This is a genomic window from Campylobacter sp. RM9333 (genome assembly GCF_020137705.1).
GTDB lineage: Bacteria > Campylobacterota > Campylobacteria > Campylobacterales > Campylobacteraceae > Campylobacter_E.
This window is the reverse complement of record NZ_JACGAY010000022.1, coordinates 1-16,599: the sequence shown is the minus strand read 5'-3', so window position 1 is coordinate 16,599 and position 16,599 is coordinate 1. Positions and strand designations below refer to the sequence as shown.

Genomic DNA, 16,599 nt, shown 5'->3' with positions numbered 1-16,599 from the left:
ATGAATGATTTGCAAACAATTTTATACCATATAAAAGATAGTGATTTTCAAATCAGCGTAGTGATAAAAGATGAAACAATATGGGCTACTCAAAAAGCCATAGCAGAGTTGTTTGGAGTAAATCCACCTGCTATTAGTAAGCATTTTAAAAACATCTTTGAAAGCAATGAGCTAGATGAAAAAGTGGTTATTTCCAAAATGGAAACAACCACAAAACACGGAGCCATAAGCGACAAAACCCAAACAAAGCTAACCAACTTTTACAATCTCGATGCGATTATTAGCGTTGGTTATAGAATAAATTCTATAAAAGCCACTCAATTTAGGATTTGGGCTAACAATGTTTTAAAATCATACATCATAAAAGGCTTTGCGATAAACGAAGAGCAATTAAAACAATCAAACCAAATATTTGGCAAAGATTATTTCAAAGAACTATTAGACACCATACGCTCAATTAGAGCTAGTGAGCGTCGTATTTGGCAGCAGATTACTGATATTTTTGCAGAATGTAGTATTGATTATGATAAAAACGCAGAAATCACAAAATACTTTTACGCCTTAGTGCAAAACAAATTCCACTATGCTATCACAGGACAAACAGCAGCAGAGATTATCTATAACAAAGCAGATAGTACCAAAGAGTATATGGGACTAAGCACTTGGAAAAACGCTCCAAATGGTAGAATTTTAAAGCTAGATACCAAAGTAGCCAAAAACTACCTAAGCGAAAAAGAGATAAAACAATTAGAAAGAGCAGTTAGTGGGTATTTTGACTATATTGAAGATTTAGTAGAAAGGGAAAATACTTTTACTATGGAAGATTTTGTAGCTAGTATAGATGAGTTTTTAAACTTTAGAAAATACAAGATTTTAAAAGACAATGGCAAAATCTCTCATCAAACAGCCATACAAAAAGCACAAACCGAATACGATATATTTAACAAAACTCAAAAAATCCAATCAGATTTTGACAAAAGCATAGCAAAACTTACAAGGAAAAAATCATGAGTATGCCAAAGGGCTGGGAAGAAGTAAGGCTGGGGGATATAGCTACTTTTTCAAAAGGTAAAGGTATATCTAAAAAAGATATAAGTGAAAATGGTATTCCTTGCATAAGATACGGCGAGTTATATACAACTTACAATGAGATTATTGATAATGTTTATTCAAAGACAAACCTTGATGAAAAAGATTTAGTTTTGAGCGAGAAAAACGACATTATAATTCCTGCATCAGGTGAGACTGCCATAGATATTTCAAAGGCTTCTTGCGTAATGCTTGATGGAATTGCGTTAGGTGGGGATTTAAATATTATTAAGACAAAACAAAATGGAGCTTTTTTATCATATTATTTAAATTCGGTGGCAAAGTTGGATATTGCAAGATTAGCTCAAGGTATTTCGGTGATGCATTTGTATGGTAGTCAATTAGCAACTTTAACAATAAAACTCCCACCACTAAAAGAACAAGTTAAAATCGCTGAGATTTTAAGTAGTTGTGATGAGCATATAAAAAATCTAAAGAATTTGAAATCGGAATTAGAAAAAGAAAAACTCCACCTAATGAACGAGCTACTAAGTGGCAAAACCCGTTTTGCCAACTTCACCACCCCTTGGCAAGAAGTAACTCTTAATGATTTAGGTGCAACCTACAATGGGCTTTCAGGTAAAAAAGCAAAAGATTTTGAAGATGGTAATTCAAACTATATTACATATAAAAATATTTTTGATAATAGGGTTGTAAAAACAAGCATTTTTGAAAAAGTCAAAATCAATGATGATGAAAAACAAAATTTAGTAAAAAAGGGAGATATATTCTTTACCACTTCATCGGAAACTCCACATGAAGTAGGAACTTCATCTGTTATTTTAGAAGAATGTGAAAATTTATATTTAAATAGTTTTTGCTTTGGTTTTAGACCTAACGAAAGTATAAATTCTGAATACGCTAGTTTTTATTTTAGGAGTTCTATTTTTAGGGAAAAATTAACGAAATTAGCACAAGGTAGCACGAGATACAACCTATCTAAAACTGAATTTTTAAAAATAAAAATACAACTCCCAAGCCTAGAAGAGCAGAAGAAGATAGGGGAAGTCTTAAGTGCGTGTGATGAGCGTTTGGAGTGTCTAAATGAGCTAATAACAACCCAAACCACCCTCAAATCCCACCTCCTCACCGAACTCCTAACTGGAAACATTAGGGTGTAAAATGACTGAAATTTTAGAAATAAAAAAAGATATATTAGAATTATTAAAAACAGATAATTCTAATTTAAATGTGGTGGTTAATTTTATCGAACAAGGTTTCTACTCTGTTAATATTTTTTCAAAGAAAGAAAATCGTTTTAAGATTCAAAGTATTAATATGGCTAAAAGGATTAATGGTATTGAAAAAATAAAGCGGATACATTTTAACAATATAGTATTTGACAAATCATTTGAAAATTTATTCAGTATGATTAATATATTTTCTTGCAATAATTATATTTCCACCCAAGAATCAAATACAATGATAAAAAATAATAATATGAGCTTTTATTTTAATCGATGTAAATTTGAAATGAAAGAAATATTTTTAAGTTACATAGCTTCTAGCGGTTTATGTTTTTATGAATGTATTTTTGATGAAGATGTTGTGTTGAGTTATTGTGTCTTAGCTTCACTTTATTTTGAGTCTTGTAATATCAAAAAAAATATATCAATAATTGATACAAAATTGTCAACATTACCCCTTTTTAAGGATTTAATAAATAAAGATATTTCTATATTTTTTATAAATGTAGAATTTCAAAATGGATTTGAAATGTTTTCAAGTCACATAAAAGATGTAAAAGAATTGTGTTTTAAATCAATTGTGTTTAAAAAAAGTGTATTGCTTCATGATGCTTCTAACCCTTTAAATAGTTCGGTTTACGAAAGCAAGCTATATATGAGTGATATTGTCTTTGAAGAACCCATGTGGTTCATGAAAACACAATTTAAAAATGGCTTTGAATTCAGCAATGTTACATTTAAAAAAGAAGTTATTTTTACCGAAGATTTTATAAACGCAAATTACAATAAAAATGCGATTTTTAATAATTTAACTTTTTATAAAAAAATCAATTTTAAAAACTTTTTAAACTCTGATATTCAAGAAATAGAAATAAATAATTGTAATTTTAAAGATAAATTTGAATTCCCAAAGCAAAAAGAATACAAACAAAAAATAAAGATTATTGATACAACTTTTGATGATAGGGTGGATTTTGTAGAAAATGCTTTTTGTAATAATTTGGTGATTAAAAATTGTGTTTTTAGTAAAGATTTATCTTTTAAACAAACGAAATTTATTAAAAGTTTTGATTTTATAGAAAATAAGGTTAAAGATAATATTGATTTTAGTGATGTTATCTTTGAAATTTCGCCAAATTTTCAATCAAGCGTATTTGAAAAACTAGTGATTTTATACAAAACCAAGTTTAAAGAAATACCGAATTTTTATTCAGCTAGTTTTAGTTCTAGTGCTGTTTTAGATATGCCTTTGGTTGATATAAAGGATTATTCATTTAACCATTTAAAAAATGAAAGAAAAAATAAAAATGATTTGATAGATATAAAAGGTGTTAGAGAATGCCTAAATATCTTTAAAAACGCTCTTTTAAAGACAAATAATATCCTAGAAGCTAGTAAATATAAAGTTTTAGAGCTTTACGCAAAAGAACTTGAACTTGATTATAAACTAGAGCATAAAAAAGAGTTAGAAGAAAAAATCACTATCAAAGAAAGATTTGACAGATGGTTTTTGAAATTAAACAGAACCACAAGCGACCATCACACTGATTTTTTAAAGATATTTTTATTTACCCTAAGTGTCATCGGCGGGTATTTTATGATAAATTTTGGCTTGTCTTTTGATGAAAAAATCATAAGTAGTATTTGTAACCTTGTAGATTTGGGTTTAGCTATGTATGGCATTAGCGTTGTGATTTTCTTGCTTTGTTTGGGTTATGAGTTTTTATTTGTTTTAAAAGGTTTTAGCAAGGATAAAGGTTGGCTAATTTTTATATTTTTAGCCATTTGCGTGGCTTGGTTTTGTTTGGCTTATAGCTTTAATGTTTCAGAATTTAGTGTGTTTTTACCGATGATTTTTATAGGGATTTTGGCAATGATTTTTATATTATTAGCCAACAATATCAAATATACCTTTATAAGCTTTGCAACGGCAGGGTTCATCGGCATTTTATGTAACCCTAGCATAATAACCCCATTTTTAGGGGCGTTTTCAGAAGATGCGAGAAATCATTATCTATATAAAGCCATAGATGAGTTAGACAGCCAAAAGGCACTAGATTTATCAAAGCAGATTTTAGCCAAAGAGCCAACAAGTAAGTTAAACGCCAAAAAGACATTAAAAGACTATAAAGACGAGCTAAAATCATCAGATTTACTAGACAAAGCCCCCGAGCTAAAACGAGCCATAGCGATAGATTGCGGGGTCTCAAGGCTTAATATAGCTTATTATTTAGTTTTCGCGTTTTGTATATTTGCCTTGCAAAAAACAATGCGTAAAAACTCCATAATCCCAAGCTAAAACCAAATTTCGTTTGTTTGCTTAAACTTGCCAAACAAACGAAATTCCGAATTTAAATTCCAAATACGAAAATAAATTCCAAAACCAAACAAGTGACATTTGGGGCTTTGTGGAATTTGTTTGGTGTATTTTTGGAAATTTATAAGCCCTAAACATACGAAATTTATTTCAATAAAAAGGAATTTAAAATAGGAATTTCGTTTGTTTTGGATTAGATTGATACAATATGGTTATTTTATAAATACATAATAAAGGTTATTGTATGGATTGGCAGCAGTATTTTCCAACTTATAAATTTAATAATAAAGAAAATAGAGATATCGCATTAGAAGAATATAAATTTTGTTGTAAAACATTAGAAAGTGAAGAAAAATTATTTGATAGTTTTCTTAGGTATATTACTTTAGTTTGTAGCGGGATTGTTTCTTTGTTAGCTTTTTTAAAATTAGATTTTATAAAGTTTAATATAGAAAAAGATTTGGTTTTTATAGTTGGTTTTATTTTCTTTTTAAGTAGTATTTTTTTTATTATTACTACTTTAAATTTTGCTACTAAACAAAAAAATATTGTATTTGCTAAAAGAAAAATTATAATCTTAAGAAGAATGCTTGGAATGAATTATGGTTCTCAGGAGTTTTTGTTTAAAAAGGGCATGTTAGAAGGTGCTAATATGCCTTTTAGTATTAAGTTAAGATATAGTTACTTGTATTTTATAATACCGTGTTTGTATGCTAGTATGTCGTTTTTTATGTTGCATTGGATAGGGGTTAATTTATGCTATTCTGTTTTAGTATTTTTGACTTTATATACAATATTAAATGTTATATATATTTTTTCAATTCTTGATATTAATGAAACTAAAAAGTTTGTTGTTTTGAAAGCTATTGCATTTATTTTAGATATTAAATTGGTTGATAATTTTGAACATGTTTTATATCGTGCAAAATTAGCTCAGTTTGAGTTTCATAGGCTAAAGATTGATTTAAAATATATAAAAGATATATTAATAGCTATTGAAGATAAAAATTTTAGGTCTCACAAGGGTATAGATATTAAGGCTATATCAAGAGCTATGCTAAGTCAATTAAAAAAAATACCTTTGATAAAGCATATTAAATATATAAATAAATTCCCATATTCAGGTGGTTCTACGATTACACAGCAATTATTTAGAACTCTTTTTATAGAAAATATTGCAGATAAAAAAATTAGAAGAAAAATTGTAGAAATTTTATTTAGTAGGTTTTGGTTGAATGAAATTTTAAAAAAAGACGAACAGCTTGAAATATATTTAGCAGCAGTAAGATTTGATAAAAATATTTTTGGGGCTATTAAGGCATATAATTATTTTTTTGATAATAATAAAATTAATTTTAATAAAGCAAAGAGTTTTATTTTAATTGAAAGAGTTTCGGTAACAAGTGGGTGTTTATTGCCAAAAGTAATAGATTTGATAGATAATTTGCTAAAGAATAATATTTTAACAAAAGAAGATTGTGAGCAAATATTGTGTTTATATAAACAAAATGTTGAGAAAGGTAAGATACAAAAATGCTATAAAAATATAGATAATATGGAAAGATTAAATGTATGGTTTGATAGCTTAAATGATTGAAATTTTAAATTTGTTAGTATTTTTTTATTTAAAAAAACAAACAAACGAAATTCCTATTTTAAATTCCACAAAAATACACGAAATAAATTCCCACCATGCAAGGGCTTTTGCATTTAGCCTAAATTAATGCAAGTTGTTTAAAATGTATTTAAAATTTCAAAGGCGTGGCGATGGATTTTAGTATAGAAAGCAATGTAAAAGCGTATTTTATAGAGACTTTAAAGGATTTAGGCTGGCAGTATCTAAGCGAAAAAGAATGCAACGAGCTTAGGCAAAACGACTTTAACGAGCCTTTGCTTTTAGCTAAGCTTAAGGAGTTTTTAAGGACAAATTATCAGCTAAATGATGATGAACTCATCATAATGATAAACAAGCTAAAAGCCCCAATTACCAGCCTAATTACAGCTAACGAAATCATCACAAAGCTTATTTTACTTGGCGAAGGCTTAGAGCAAAAAGGCAAACCTTCAAGGCATATAAACTACATAGATTATGAAAATCCGTCTAAAAACTCATTCATAATCACAGAAGAATTTAGCCTTGCAAACGCCAAAAGCGAGCAAAAGAAAAGCACTAGGATTGATTTGGTGCTGTTTGTAAATGGTATCCCGCTTGTTAGCATTGAGCTTAAAAACTCGTGCGTTGGAGCAAACGAAGCGATAAACCAACTCCTAAACCACCAGCACCCAGATAGGATTGAGAACTTTTATAAGTTCATTCAGCTTTGCGTTGCAAGTTGTGGCACTATCACTAAATACGGAACAACGCTAACGCCTAGCAAATTTTACAATGTCTTTAAGGATAAAAGCAGCGATGATAGCGTAAAAGTGCTGTGTAACAATATCTTAAAGCCTAGAAATTTACTTGAGTTTATAAGTGATTTTATATTTTTTAGCAAGTCTAAAGACAAAACAAGCAAAATCGCAAGCCGTTATCAACAATACTTTGGCATAAAAGAAGTGATAAAAGCTATCAAAGATAAGCACGGCGGTCTAGTATGGCACACTCAAGGCAGTGGCAAAAGCTACACAATGCTAATGCTAGTAAATATCTTAGCTAGGCTAAATAGCACCGCCCAAAAAATCATCATCACAGACAGAATAGAACTAGATGAGCAAATCTCAGCGACCATAAACGGCACGGCAAATCTTGACACCTTGCACCACGCCAAAAACACAAGCCATTTAAACGAGCTTTTAAACGATGATGGAGTGGGGCTTATCACGACTACGATTTTTAAATTTAGCGATTTAAAAGACATAAAAAACAGAACAAGATTTATCCTAATAGATGAAGCCCATAGAAGCCAAAACGGCGAACTTCATATGCAAATGCTTGATAACTTAGGCGAAAATGCCTACATCATAGCATTTACAGGAACACCGCTTTTATCTAAAGAAAAATCAAGCATAGCAAAATACGGCGGACTTTTGCATACTTATAATATCGGCGAAGCAGTAGAAGATGGAGCTACCTTGCCACTTTTGTATGAAAACAAAATGATAGAGCTTGGTCTTAGCGATAAAGATGAGCTAGAAAAAAGATTTGATGAGCTAACACTTGGGCTTGGTAACGAGCAAAAAGAGCAAATCAAGCAAAAATGCTCAAAGATTAAAAAGCTTCACACATCAATTTCAAGGCTTGAATACATCGCACTTGATATAAACGAAGACTTCAAACAAAGCCTTAAAAATACGCCATTTAACGCAATGCTTGCAACTAATTCTAAGTTTGAGGCGATGAAATATTATAAAGTTTTTAAAGAGCTTGGGGATTTGGAAGTTAGGGTCGTGATATCAGTAAATGCAGGAGAAGAAAACGAAGGCGAGCAAGAAAAATGGGTAAGCGATGAGTATGCAAAGCTAAATCACGCAGAGTATGAAGAGCAGTGCAAGAGTGATTTTAAGGATAGGAAAGTGGATTTGCTAATCGTGGTAGATAAGCTACTTACGGGCTTTGACGCTCCTTGTGCTAAAAAACTTTATATAGATAAAAACCTAAAAGAACACAACCTACTTCAAGCCATAGCAAGGGTAAATAGGCTAAAAGAGGGCAAAGATGAGGGGATAATTGTAGACTATCGAGGGCTTCTTAGTGAGCTTGATACCACGCTTAGTAGATACGACGCGCTTAGCGGGTATGATGAGAGTGATTTGGTGGGGGCAGTTTTTAAAATAGATGGCTCTTTGAATGATATGTGGGAGAGCTTAGCTGTGCTTGATGAGATGTTTGCAGGGCTTGATGATGAAGTAGAAAAGCTAAAGATTTTAAAGGATTTATCATTTAGGGATAGGTTTTGCAAGGTTTTAGCAAGGTTTAGCAACCTTGTGGGGGTGGTGCTAAATACTCGTAAGCTAAGGGCAAGTGTAAGCGAAGATAAAAGGGAGAAAATCAAGGAAAGCCTTAAAAAATACTTAAGCTTAAGAAGCTCGGCACAGGTCTTTTATGCTGAGGATTTTAGCCTAAAAGAATACGAGCAAAGTATGCAAAAGCTACTAGATGAGCATTTAAAAGTAGGGCAAATTTATACGCTAAATGAACCGCTTGATATATTAAGCGATGATTTTTCAAGGGTGGCTAGTGATTTTAGCGATGAGGTGAAGGCTCATGGAAAGTTAAATGCACTAGAAAAAGAAGTGAAAAAATACGAAGTGATAAATCCTGAAATTTTTGTAAGATTTAGTGCGAGAATAGAAGAGATTTTGGAAGATTATAGGGCAAAAAGGCTTAGCGAGAGTGAGTTTTACAAGCTTAGCTGTGATTTGGCTAAGGATTTTAAAAAGGATTTGGCTGATGACCCACTTGAGCGTAATCTTGCTAGGGATTTTGATAAGGATGATGTGGGGCAAATCATTGCCTTGTTTGATAGTGAGTTTGGCAAGTTTTCTAATGTGCCCGAATTTGATGAAAGTATCAAAAACAAAATTGCAACCGAACTCATAGTAAAAATGCTGCCATTTTTAACAAAAATCAACAAATTAAACGACATAGAAAACTACATAAACTCCCTAATCAAAATCTACCTAGGCAAACGCGGTGGGTAGCTAGTGGATTTAGGCTATGGTTTTTGAGATATAAATTTCGCTTGTTTGAATGGGTATTAATTGGTGCTGTATTTATGCTAAAAAACTCCAAATAAACGAAATTTATAAATTCCAAATAAACGAAATTCCTATTTTAAATTCTTGATTTTTTGAGTTATTTTTATAGGTAAATCTATAAAGATATAAAATATAAAACCTAAATATTTTTATACAAACATTCAAAATCAAAATATTAATTAGAATCTATTTTATTATCTGCTTTGAAAATATATTTTTTTTATTCAAATAATATACAACTGTTAAAATAACACAAAAAAAAGAAAAATAGCATAGGAATTATGGAATTACAAAAATAACTGATTAAATAATATTATTAAAGTGAAAAAAAGATAAGTTTAAAAAATAATTTTTAATGTAAAAATAAATTAGTAAATACTATAATATAATAATAAAACAAATTTATAATTTGAATTATTTATTTTATGTTATAATTTGTTAAAATGTTTATTTTAATAATTAAGGATAAAAAATGAAAGAGTTATTTATAAAGTATTTTGATGAAAATTTGACAGAAGAAGGGACAAAAAAGACTTATAATAATAGAGTTAATTATATTTTATCAAAAAGCAATTTAGATTTTAATTATAGTCAATTTTGTGATAAATATAGCATTATATTAGAACAATATATACAATGTTACAATAATAAGAAATTAGATTTGAAAGGAAATACAAAATCTGTATTAAATTATCTTGTAGCAATAGTTGATATTTCTTGTATGTATTTAAATGACAATAAAAAATATATTTTAGATGCTTTTTTAAACAACTCTATTAGTTCTAATGAAAAGAAAATATTTTTTAATTACATAGAAGAAAAAAGAGAATATTATAGTAGCGAATATAGAACAGTTGCAAATAAAAATTTAATTAAACCAAGAAAAGAAAGAACAGACAGTATGAGTAATGTTAATAAGACAAAAACATCATCTTTAGAGCTTGTTGAAATCTTTAAAGATTTAAATACAAAAATGGCAGTTATGAAAGAAATAAAGTTAAGCGACTCTTTTGGGGATAGGTTGATGGAAAGTAAGTATATTGAAGCGATTATTGAAATGTGTAATGAGATTAAAAAGATAGCCGATAATAAATTAAAAAATATAAAGTAACTTTTATTTTTTAGTAGATAATAAAAAGGATAATTATATGCAATATTCGGCGATTTATGATTATTTAAATAAGATAAAGGATGAAAAAAATGGCTTATGCACCATAGATTTGCCGACTGGATATGGCAAGACTTATCAGAGTTTAAAATTTATCGCTGATTATGTAGGAAGTGGTGGAAAAAGAAAGATATTTTTTTTAACTTCAAATAAAAATAATGTAAATGAATCATACAAGGATTACACAGAAAAGCTAAAAGGTAAAAATGCTATAAAATTAGAAACAAATTTAGAATATTTTAAATCGTATATTTTGCAAAATGGTATAAAGAAAAAAGACTTTAATACCAAAGATAAAAATCAAGAAAAAAATATAGATGCTATAAATAAAACAATCAAAGATATAAGCGTAATAAAAGATAAAAACGCTTATGATGGTCCTTTAAGTGAGCTAGAAAGCAACTTTAGATATAACATTTCTAATTATTGTGAAAAAGAAAAAATTAATTCCATAGATAAGCTAAAAAAACGCTTTCCGCTCATTGGGCAGATGTATAAAGGTTTAGATATTACCACATATCAAGTTTGTTTTTGCACTATTTCTAAATTTGTTTCAAAATTTAATTTTTTTTATGAGCCTAGCTGTGAGCTTATATTTCACAAGTTTAGTAAAGATGCTATTATAATCATAGATGAGTTTGACGCTACAAAAGATAGCATTGAAAACATTATTATCTCGCATTCTTTACAGACAAAATTTGATTATAAAGAATTTATTAAAAATCTTCACAATGGCTTACTAAACAAAGAGCAATATCCAGCAAGTATAAAATATGCTTTAAGTGAGCATGATAAATCAAATCCCGCATTTACATTTGATAAATTTACAAAATGGGTGGATAAAAACACTGAAAAATTTAAAGTAAAATCATGTTTTGATTATAAAGACGATATAAAAAACGACTATCTTTTTAGAGATTATTCTCGCTTTCATTCTATGATAAACTCGGACAAAAATTACACAATCAAATATGACGAACAGCAAAATAAATACATCATAAATCTAACCAACGATAAAGATGAAAAAAGTGAAATATTCATCCCGTCAATGCTAAAAAATATCCATAAAATAATCACAAGTTTAACGCAACTTGTTTTAGAAATGAGTGGTCATTATGCTAAATATTTAAAAGATAATCATACAGAAGAAATCCCAAAAAATAACATATATTCAAGCATCTTAAAAAGATTTGAGTTGGGGGATAGTAAAAGCTTTTTATCATATATCATACAGGGGACGCATTTTTCTAAATTAAGTAAAGATGAGATTATAAGAATTCCTAGTTTTTATGAAGATGGATTTGAGTTTGTTAGCTTAAGAAAAACTGCAGCAGATAATGATAATTTGATTTTTGAGCTTACAGGGGTTAATTCTAGCCCCGAACAATATATCCAAACAATGGCAAAAAAATCTTTAGTAATAGGGCTTAGTGCCACAGCAAATATACCTAGTGTTTTATGTAATTATGATATGGATTATCTTAAAAATGAGCTAAAAGATAGGTTTTTAAATCTTTCTGATGAGTTTTTGGACAAAAAACAGCAAGAGCTAGATGAATTAAATAAAAGTTTTGATGGTAGTGAAATTAATGTTTTTTTACTTGACAATAACAATACAAATTCTTTAGAAAACAAATTAAACAATGATGAGCTTATGCAATTTATTAACAATAAGCTAAAATTTATTGATACACAGTTTGCTAGTGATAAAGAAAAAGCAGATAATAAAATTAAATATTATAAAAATATCTATAAAAACATTTTCGAATGCATGTATAGCTTTATTTCAAATGATAATATTCGTTCGTTTTTATACCTAGGAATGGCAGGCGTTGGGGATGATAAGATTTTAAAAGAAAGTCCTATAAGAGAAGTTTTTAAAACTTTGGTTAAATTTGTTAATAAAGATATTAATGATTATTATTTAATAGTGCTTGATGCAAGCAATTTTAAAGCGAAAAAAGATGAATATTTAGAGCTTTTAAAAGATAAGAAAAACAATGTTTTTATAATGTCAGCTTATGCTACAGCAGGGGTTGGGCATAATTTGCAGTTTAAAGAGTATAAAGAAGATGAAGACGATGAAGAAGTTTATAAAGATGATTTTAAAGATATAGAATCAGCATATTTTGGAGATATTACTCAGCTTTTTATTCACGATAATTCTGATGTAAATGATGAAGAATTGCTTAAAAATATTATAAAAATAAAAAGGCTTGAAAATACAGCTGAAATTAGCTCAAAGGAAGCATATAAACATATAAAATATAGTTTTGAAATGTTTTTAGGTTCAAAAAATTCTTCTAAAAAAGGTAGTCTTCAAGATACATTTAGTGCTAGACTTTTTAGGACTAGAGTTTTACTCCAAGCTATAGGTAGGCTAAATAGGACTGATAATAAAGCTAAGCAAATAGATATTTTTATAGATAAAAATTTAGCCAAAAAGTGTGATTGTAACTGGTATTTAAGCTCAAATAATCAAAATCCACTAGCTACTAAAATAATGCAAGAGTTAAAAAAATATGAAAAACCAACCAAGGATTTAAACTCTAATATAATCAACAAAAAGTTAAAAAATTCAGCTGTTCTTGTGGATAAATTTTTTAATACCTATAATGTTTGGACCAAAAGAAAACAAATGCAATATAAACATCTAAGACATTTACTTTTAAAATACCCAAGTCTTAGCAAAGATGATATAAAACATATTAATAGTAATTCAGAGTATTTAAAAGATATTATGAGTTTATATATACCAAATAATGAGAAAAATTCTTATGGAGTAGAAAAACACGAATATACAGATAAAAAAGACACAGTTGGTATAAACTCAACCATATTAAAAGAACTTTTTAAATATGATGGATTTAAGGAGTATTTTTTTAAAAAATACAGTGATGATTTTAGCAAGGAATTTATTTTACCTATTGGGTTTTTTGATACATATAAGGGTTTTTTAGGAGAAGTTTTTGCTGAGTTTGTGCTAAACAATGAGCTTGAGCAAAAATTACAAGAGATTGAAAAAATTGAAGATTTTGAAAAGTTTGATTTTATAATACAAGATGGAGTTTATCTAGATGTTAAAAGCTGGCAGGGGAATTTTATAGAAGCTGAGTATAACAAAATACGAAATAAAGTAAAAGATAAAAAAGATTTTATAAATGCTAAAAAAGTTGTGGTTTTAAATATTTTAGGTGATGAAATATGTAATTATTATGGAGATATTTTAGCTATATCACCACTTGTAAAAAAAGAAAACAATAAGCTAGTAACTAATAAAGAAACCATTAAAAAAATCATAAGCTGGATTAATAATGAATGAGATTTTTATAAATAAATTGGATATTAAATTAAACTTAGAAAATATTAAAAATGATTTTATAATCTTAAAAATAAACGCCGAAAAAAACCTAAAAAATAACATTAATAGCATAGATGAGTATTTGCAAAAATATAAAAATATAAGCTCATTTTATACTAAAGAATATGGCTATGTAATGTTTTTAAAAAATGAAAAAATCACCCTTAATGAATACTCATCAAAAGTTAGCGAGATTAATGAATATGTGCTTGTTAATTTGCTTTTTGCTAGTTTAAACAACTATGTAAGTGATTTTTTAAGGTTTAGCAATACTTCAGGTAGGATTTTTTTAAACCTTAAAAAAGTGGCTAACGAGCTAGTGGGTTTAGAGCTTAAAATCTCGCAAAATTATGATTTTTCTTTAAATGTTGTGAGTTTTTCAAAATATCAAGATTTGCAAAAATATTATCCAGAAAATAAACTTTTATTAAATGCTTATAATTTTAAAAATGATACTTTGGTTAGAGATTTTAAGAAAAATAAAAATTCATATATGCAAAAAAAGTTAAATCCAAATACTAAAAATACTATTAAATTTATGGCTTTTGATGGTTTGAGTAATTTTCAAAAATCAAAGGTTGGGGTTTTGTATGATGTTTTGGTTTTAGCAAAACAAAAGTTATCAAAATATTTAGATTTTGATATTATAAAAATAGAAAATATTAAAAGATTTGATATTAAAAACAATAATTTTTTAATTAATTTACATGAAAGTTTACAAGATGGTTGCGAGATTTTAAATTTTACAGATAATGATAAGCTAAAAATAAAGCTTGAAAGCTATCTAAATAACATACAAATAAATTCAAAAAGTAGCAAAAACGCAATAGCTATCATTAAAAGTAAAAGTGAGTATGAAGAAGGCGAAGATATTTACAATACAATCAAAACTCACCAAAATATTCAGCATGTTTGCAAAAGTGATATTGCTAAACCTGATAAATTACTTTATGAGCTAGTGATTAAGAAAAATATAGATAGTTTAAACCTTGATTTTAGGACAAATTTAAGGGCTAATTTTTATAAAAAATATGATGATTTGATAATAAAGCTTAGTTTAAATGATGATAAATTATCTTTTAGCGAAGAGTTCTTCCCTATAGATATGGCTTTATGTAATAGTGATTGCGAAGGCTTAATTGATATAAATGGCAAGATTTTTGGCATTTTTAAGACACCTTATTTTACACTGGGAGATTTTTATAAGATTTTCAATGCTTTAAATGGTGTTAAGAATGAGTTTGATACGCAAGAAATTTTTGCGAAATTACATAACATAAAAGATAGTAAAAATGCTAAAGATATAGATGAATTTATCACTATTCACACAGGTAGTAAAATCATAAAAAATAAAGATTTTGATATTAAAAAATCATTTGTAAAAAAACTTAATGAAATGCTTGATTCTACTATAAATCCAAGGCTTCAGCAGCTTCATCATCAAGATAGTATGTTTTTAGCTAATACAAATTTAAATTATTTTATATATGAAAATAATTTATATTATTTTGTGGGTAAGTTAACTGATGTGTTTGATAAAAACTCAAGGCAAGGATTAAAACCAAGTATAGTAAATGCAAGTCCTATAAGAGTGGTAAAATGCTTAAATGATGATGCTTTAATAGAACCTGAAATTTATTTAAAACTTTTATCGGTTAATTTTGTGAGATTAAACGAGCTTAGTGTGTTACCATTTTTATTTAAATATATAAATGAATATAGCTTAAGACTTAAATGCGAAGATAATGTAAAGCTAAAAGAACCTAATTTCTAGAATTTATTTTATGTACTTTTATGCTAAATAAACGAAATTCCTATTTTAAATTCTTTTGCTAAAATCACGCAAATAAAGATAAAGCAAAGGCAAGATATGGGGAAAACGATTACTTATTATTTGATAGATGATGCGGATGGTAGGATAAAGTGCACTTATTCAAACTGGACGGGAGTGGTTTTAAAACTTCCACGCCAACTCATAAAAGATAGCGACGATAGAGCAGAGCTAAATCATAGTGGCGTTTATATGCTAGTATGCAAGGATAATCTCATCTATGTAGGTCAAGCAATTTATAAAAATGACGGAAGTAGAGTTTTAAAAAGACTCAAATAGCATTTAGACGATAGTAAAAAAGACTTTTTTAGTGTTGCATTAGTTATCACCACAACAGATAATTCACTAGGCGTTATTTAGATTAGCTATCTTGAAAACACTCTTTATAATACTTAAAAACAGCTGGTATTTGCACCATAACAAACAGCTTAGAGACACAACTATCAAAAACATAAGTTAAGAAAAACAAATGCAAAGTTTTTAAATATAGCCAAACTTATGTGTAAAACTTTTGGGTATTTTGTATTTTCTAAACCAAAGGATACAGTGATGATTTGTGATGATATGCTGTATTTTAAAAATATTATGTGTAAAAGGGTGGAAAATGGCTTTTTAGTTTTAAAAGGTAACGAAGTAGCTAGAAAATATTATGATTATGTTTCATCAAGTGTAAAAAAAGTCATAGAAAATGCCAAAGTAGATGATAATGGAATTTTGCTTGAAGATATGTTTTTTGCTAGTGCTTCATCGGCGGGGAGTTTTATTACAGGAAATAGCGTAAATGGACTTATCTCTTGGAAAAACAAAAGCGGAATAAACCTAAAAGAGCTTATTTGATAAAAGAATTTGAAATAAGAATTTCGTTTGTTTAAGTCCTGAAAATTAGCCTAAATAAATGAAATTATGGTGTATTTTTGAAAAAATACTGGATAAAAATGGCTTATGAGT

General features: G+C 28.1%; 10 protein-coding genes. All 10 read left to right on the top strand.

What is annotated here, in order from left to right:
• Nucleotides 1-1,011, top strand: a complete 1,011-nt coding sequence (locus AVBRAN9333_RS07680) for a virulence RhuM family protein (protein ID WP_336609743.1) — start codon at nt 1-3, stop codon at nt 1,009-1,011.
• The gene (locus tag AVBRAN9333_RS07675) at nt 1,008-2,210 is read left to right on the top strand and encodes a restriction endonuclease subunit S (RefSeq protein ID WP_239803281.1); all 1,203 of its coding nucleotides are present in this window, start codon (nt 1,008-1,010) and stop codon (nt 2,208-2,210) included. Before AVBRAN9333_RS07680 ends, AVBRAN9333_RS07675 begins: the two co-directional genes overlap by 4 nt.
• 1 nt (nt 2,211) lies before the next feature.
• Entirely contained in the window at nt 2,212-4,575 is a 2,364-nt protein-coding gene (locus AVBRAN9333_RS07670) for a hypothetical protein (protein ID WP_239803282.1), read from the top strand.
• Nucleotides 4,576-4,837: 262 nt separating this feature from the next.
• Complete coding sequence (locus AVBRAN9333_RS07665) at nt 4,838-6,190, top strand: biosynthetic peptidoglycan transglycosylase (RefSeq protein ID WP_336609742.1); 1,353 nt, start codon at nt 4,838-4,840, stop codon at nt 6,188-6,190.
• Between the two features lie 170 nt (nt 6,191-6,360).
• Nucleotides 6,361-9,234 (top strand): type I restriction endonuclease subunit R, encoded by a 2,874-nt coding sequence (locus AVBRAN9333_RS07660; protein WP_239803283.1) that lies wholly within the window; start codon nt 6,361-6,363, stop codon nt 9,232-9,234.
• 529 nt (nt 9,235-9,763) lie between these two features.
• Nucleotides 9,764-10,402 carry a hypothetical protein gene (locus AVBRAN9333_RS07655; protein ID WP_239803284.1) on the top strand — a complete coding sequence of 213 codons (639 nt, stop codon included), beginning with the start codon at nt 9,764-9,766 and terminating at the stop codon, nt 10,400-10,402.
• A gap of 37 nt (nt 10,403-10,439) precedes the next feature.
• Complete coding sequence (locus AVBRAN9333_RS07650; protein ID WP_239803285.1) at nt 10,440-13,781, top strand: DEAD/DEAH box helicase family protein; 3,342 nt, start codon at nt 10,440-10,442, stop codon at nt 13,779-13,781.
• Nucleotides 13,774-15,594, top strand: a complete 1,821-nt coding sequence (locus AVBRAN9333_RS07645; RefSeq protein WP_336609741.1) for a hypothetical protein — start codon at nt 13,774-13,776, stop codon at nt 15,592-15,594. The genes AVBRAN9333_RS07650 and AVBRAN9333_RS07645 overlap by 8 nt, the downstream gene beginning before the upstream one ends.
• Nucleotides 15,595-15,690: 96 nt before the next feature.
• Nucleotides 15,691-15,930 carry a hypothetical protein gene (locus tag AVBRAN9333_RS07640; RefSeq protein WP_336609740.1) on the top strand — a complete coding sequence of 80 codons (240 nt, stop codon included), beginning with the start codon at nt 15,691-15,693 and terminating at the stop codon, nt 15,928-15,930.
• Nucleotides 15,931-16,200: 270 nt separating this feature from the next.
• Nucleotides 16,201-16,488: a DUF4357 domain-containing protein gene (locus AVBRAN9333_RS07635; protein WP_336609739.1), complete on the top strand. Its 288-nt coding sequence runs from the start codon at nt 16,201-16,203 to the stop codon at nt 16,486-16,488.
• Nucleotides 16,489-16,599: the final 111 nt, after the last annotated feature.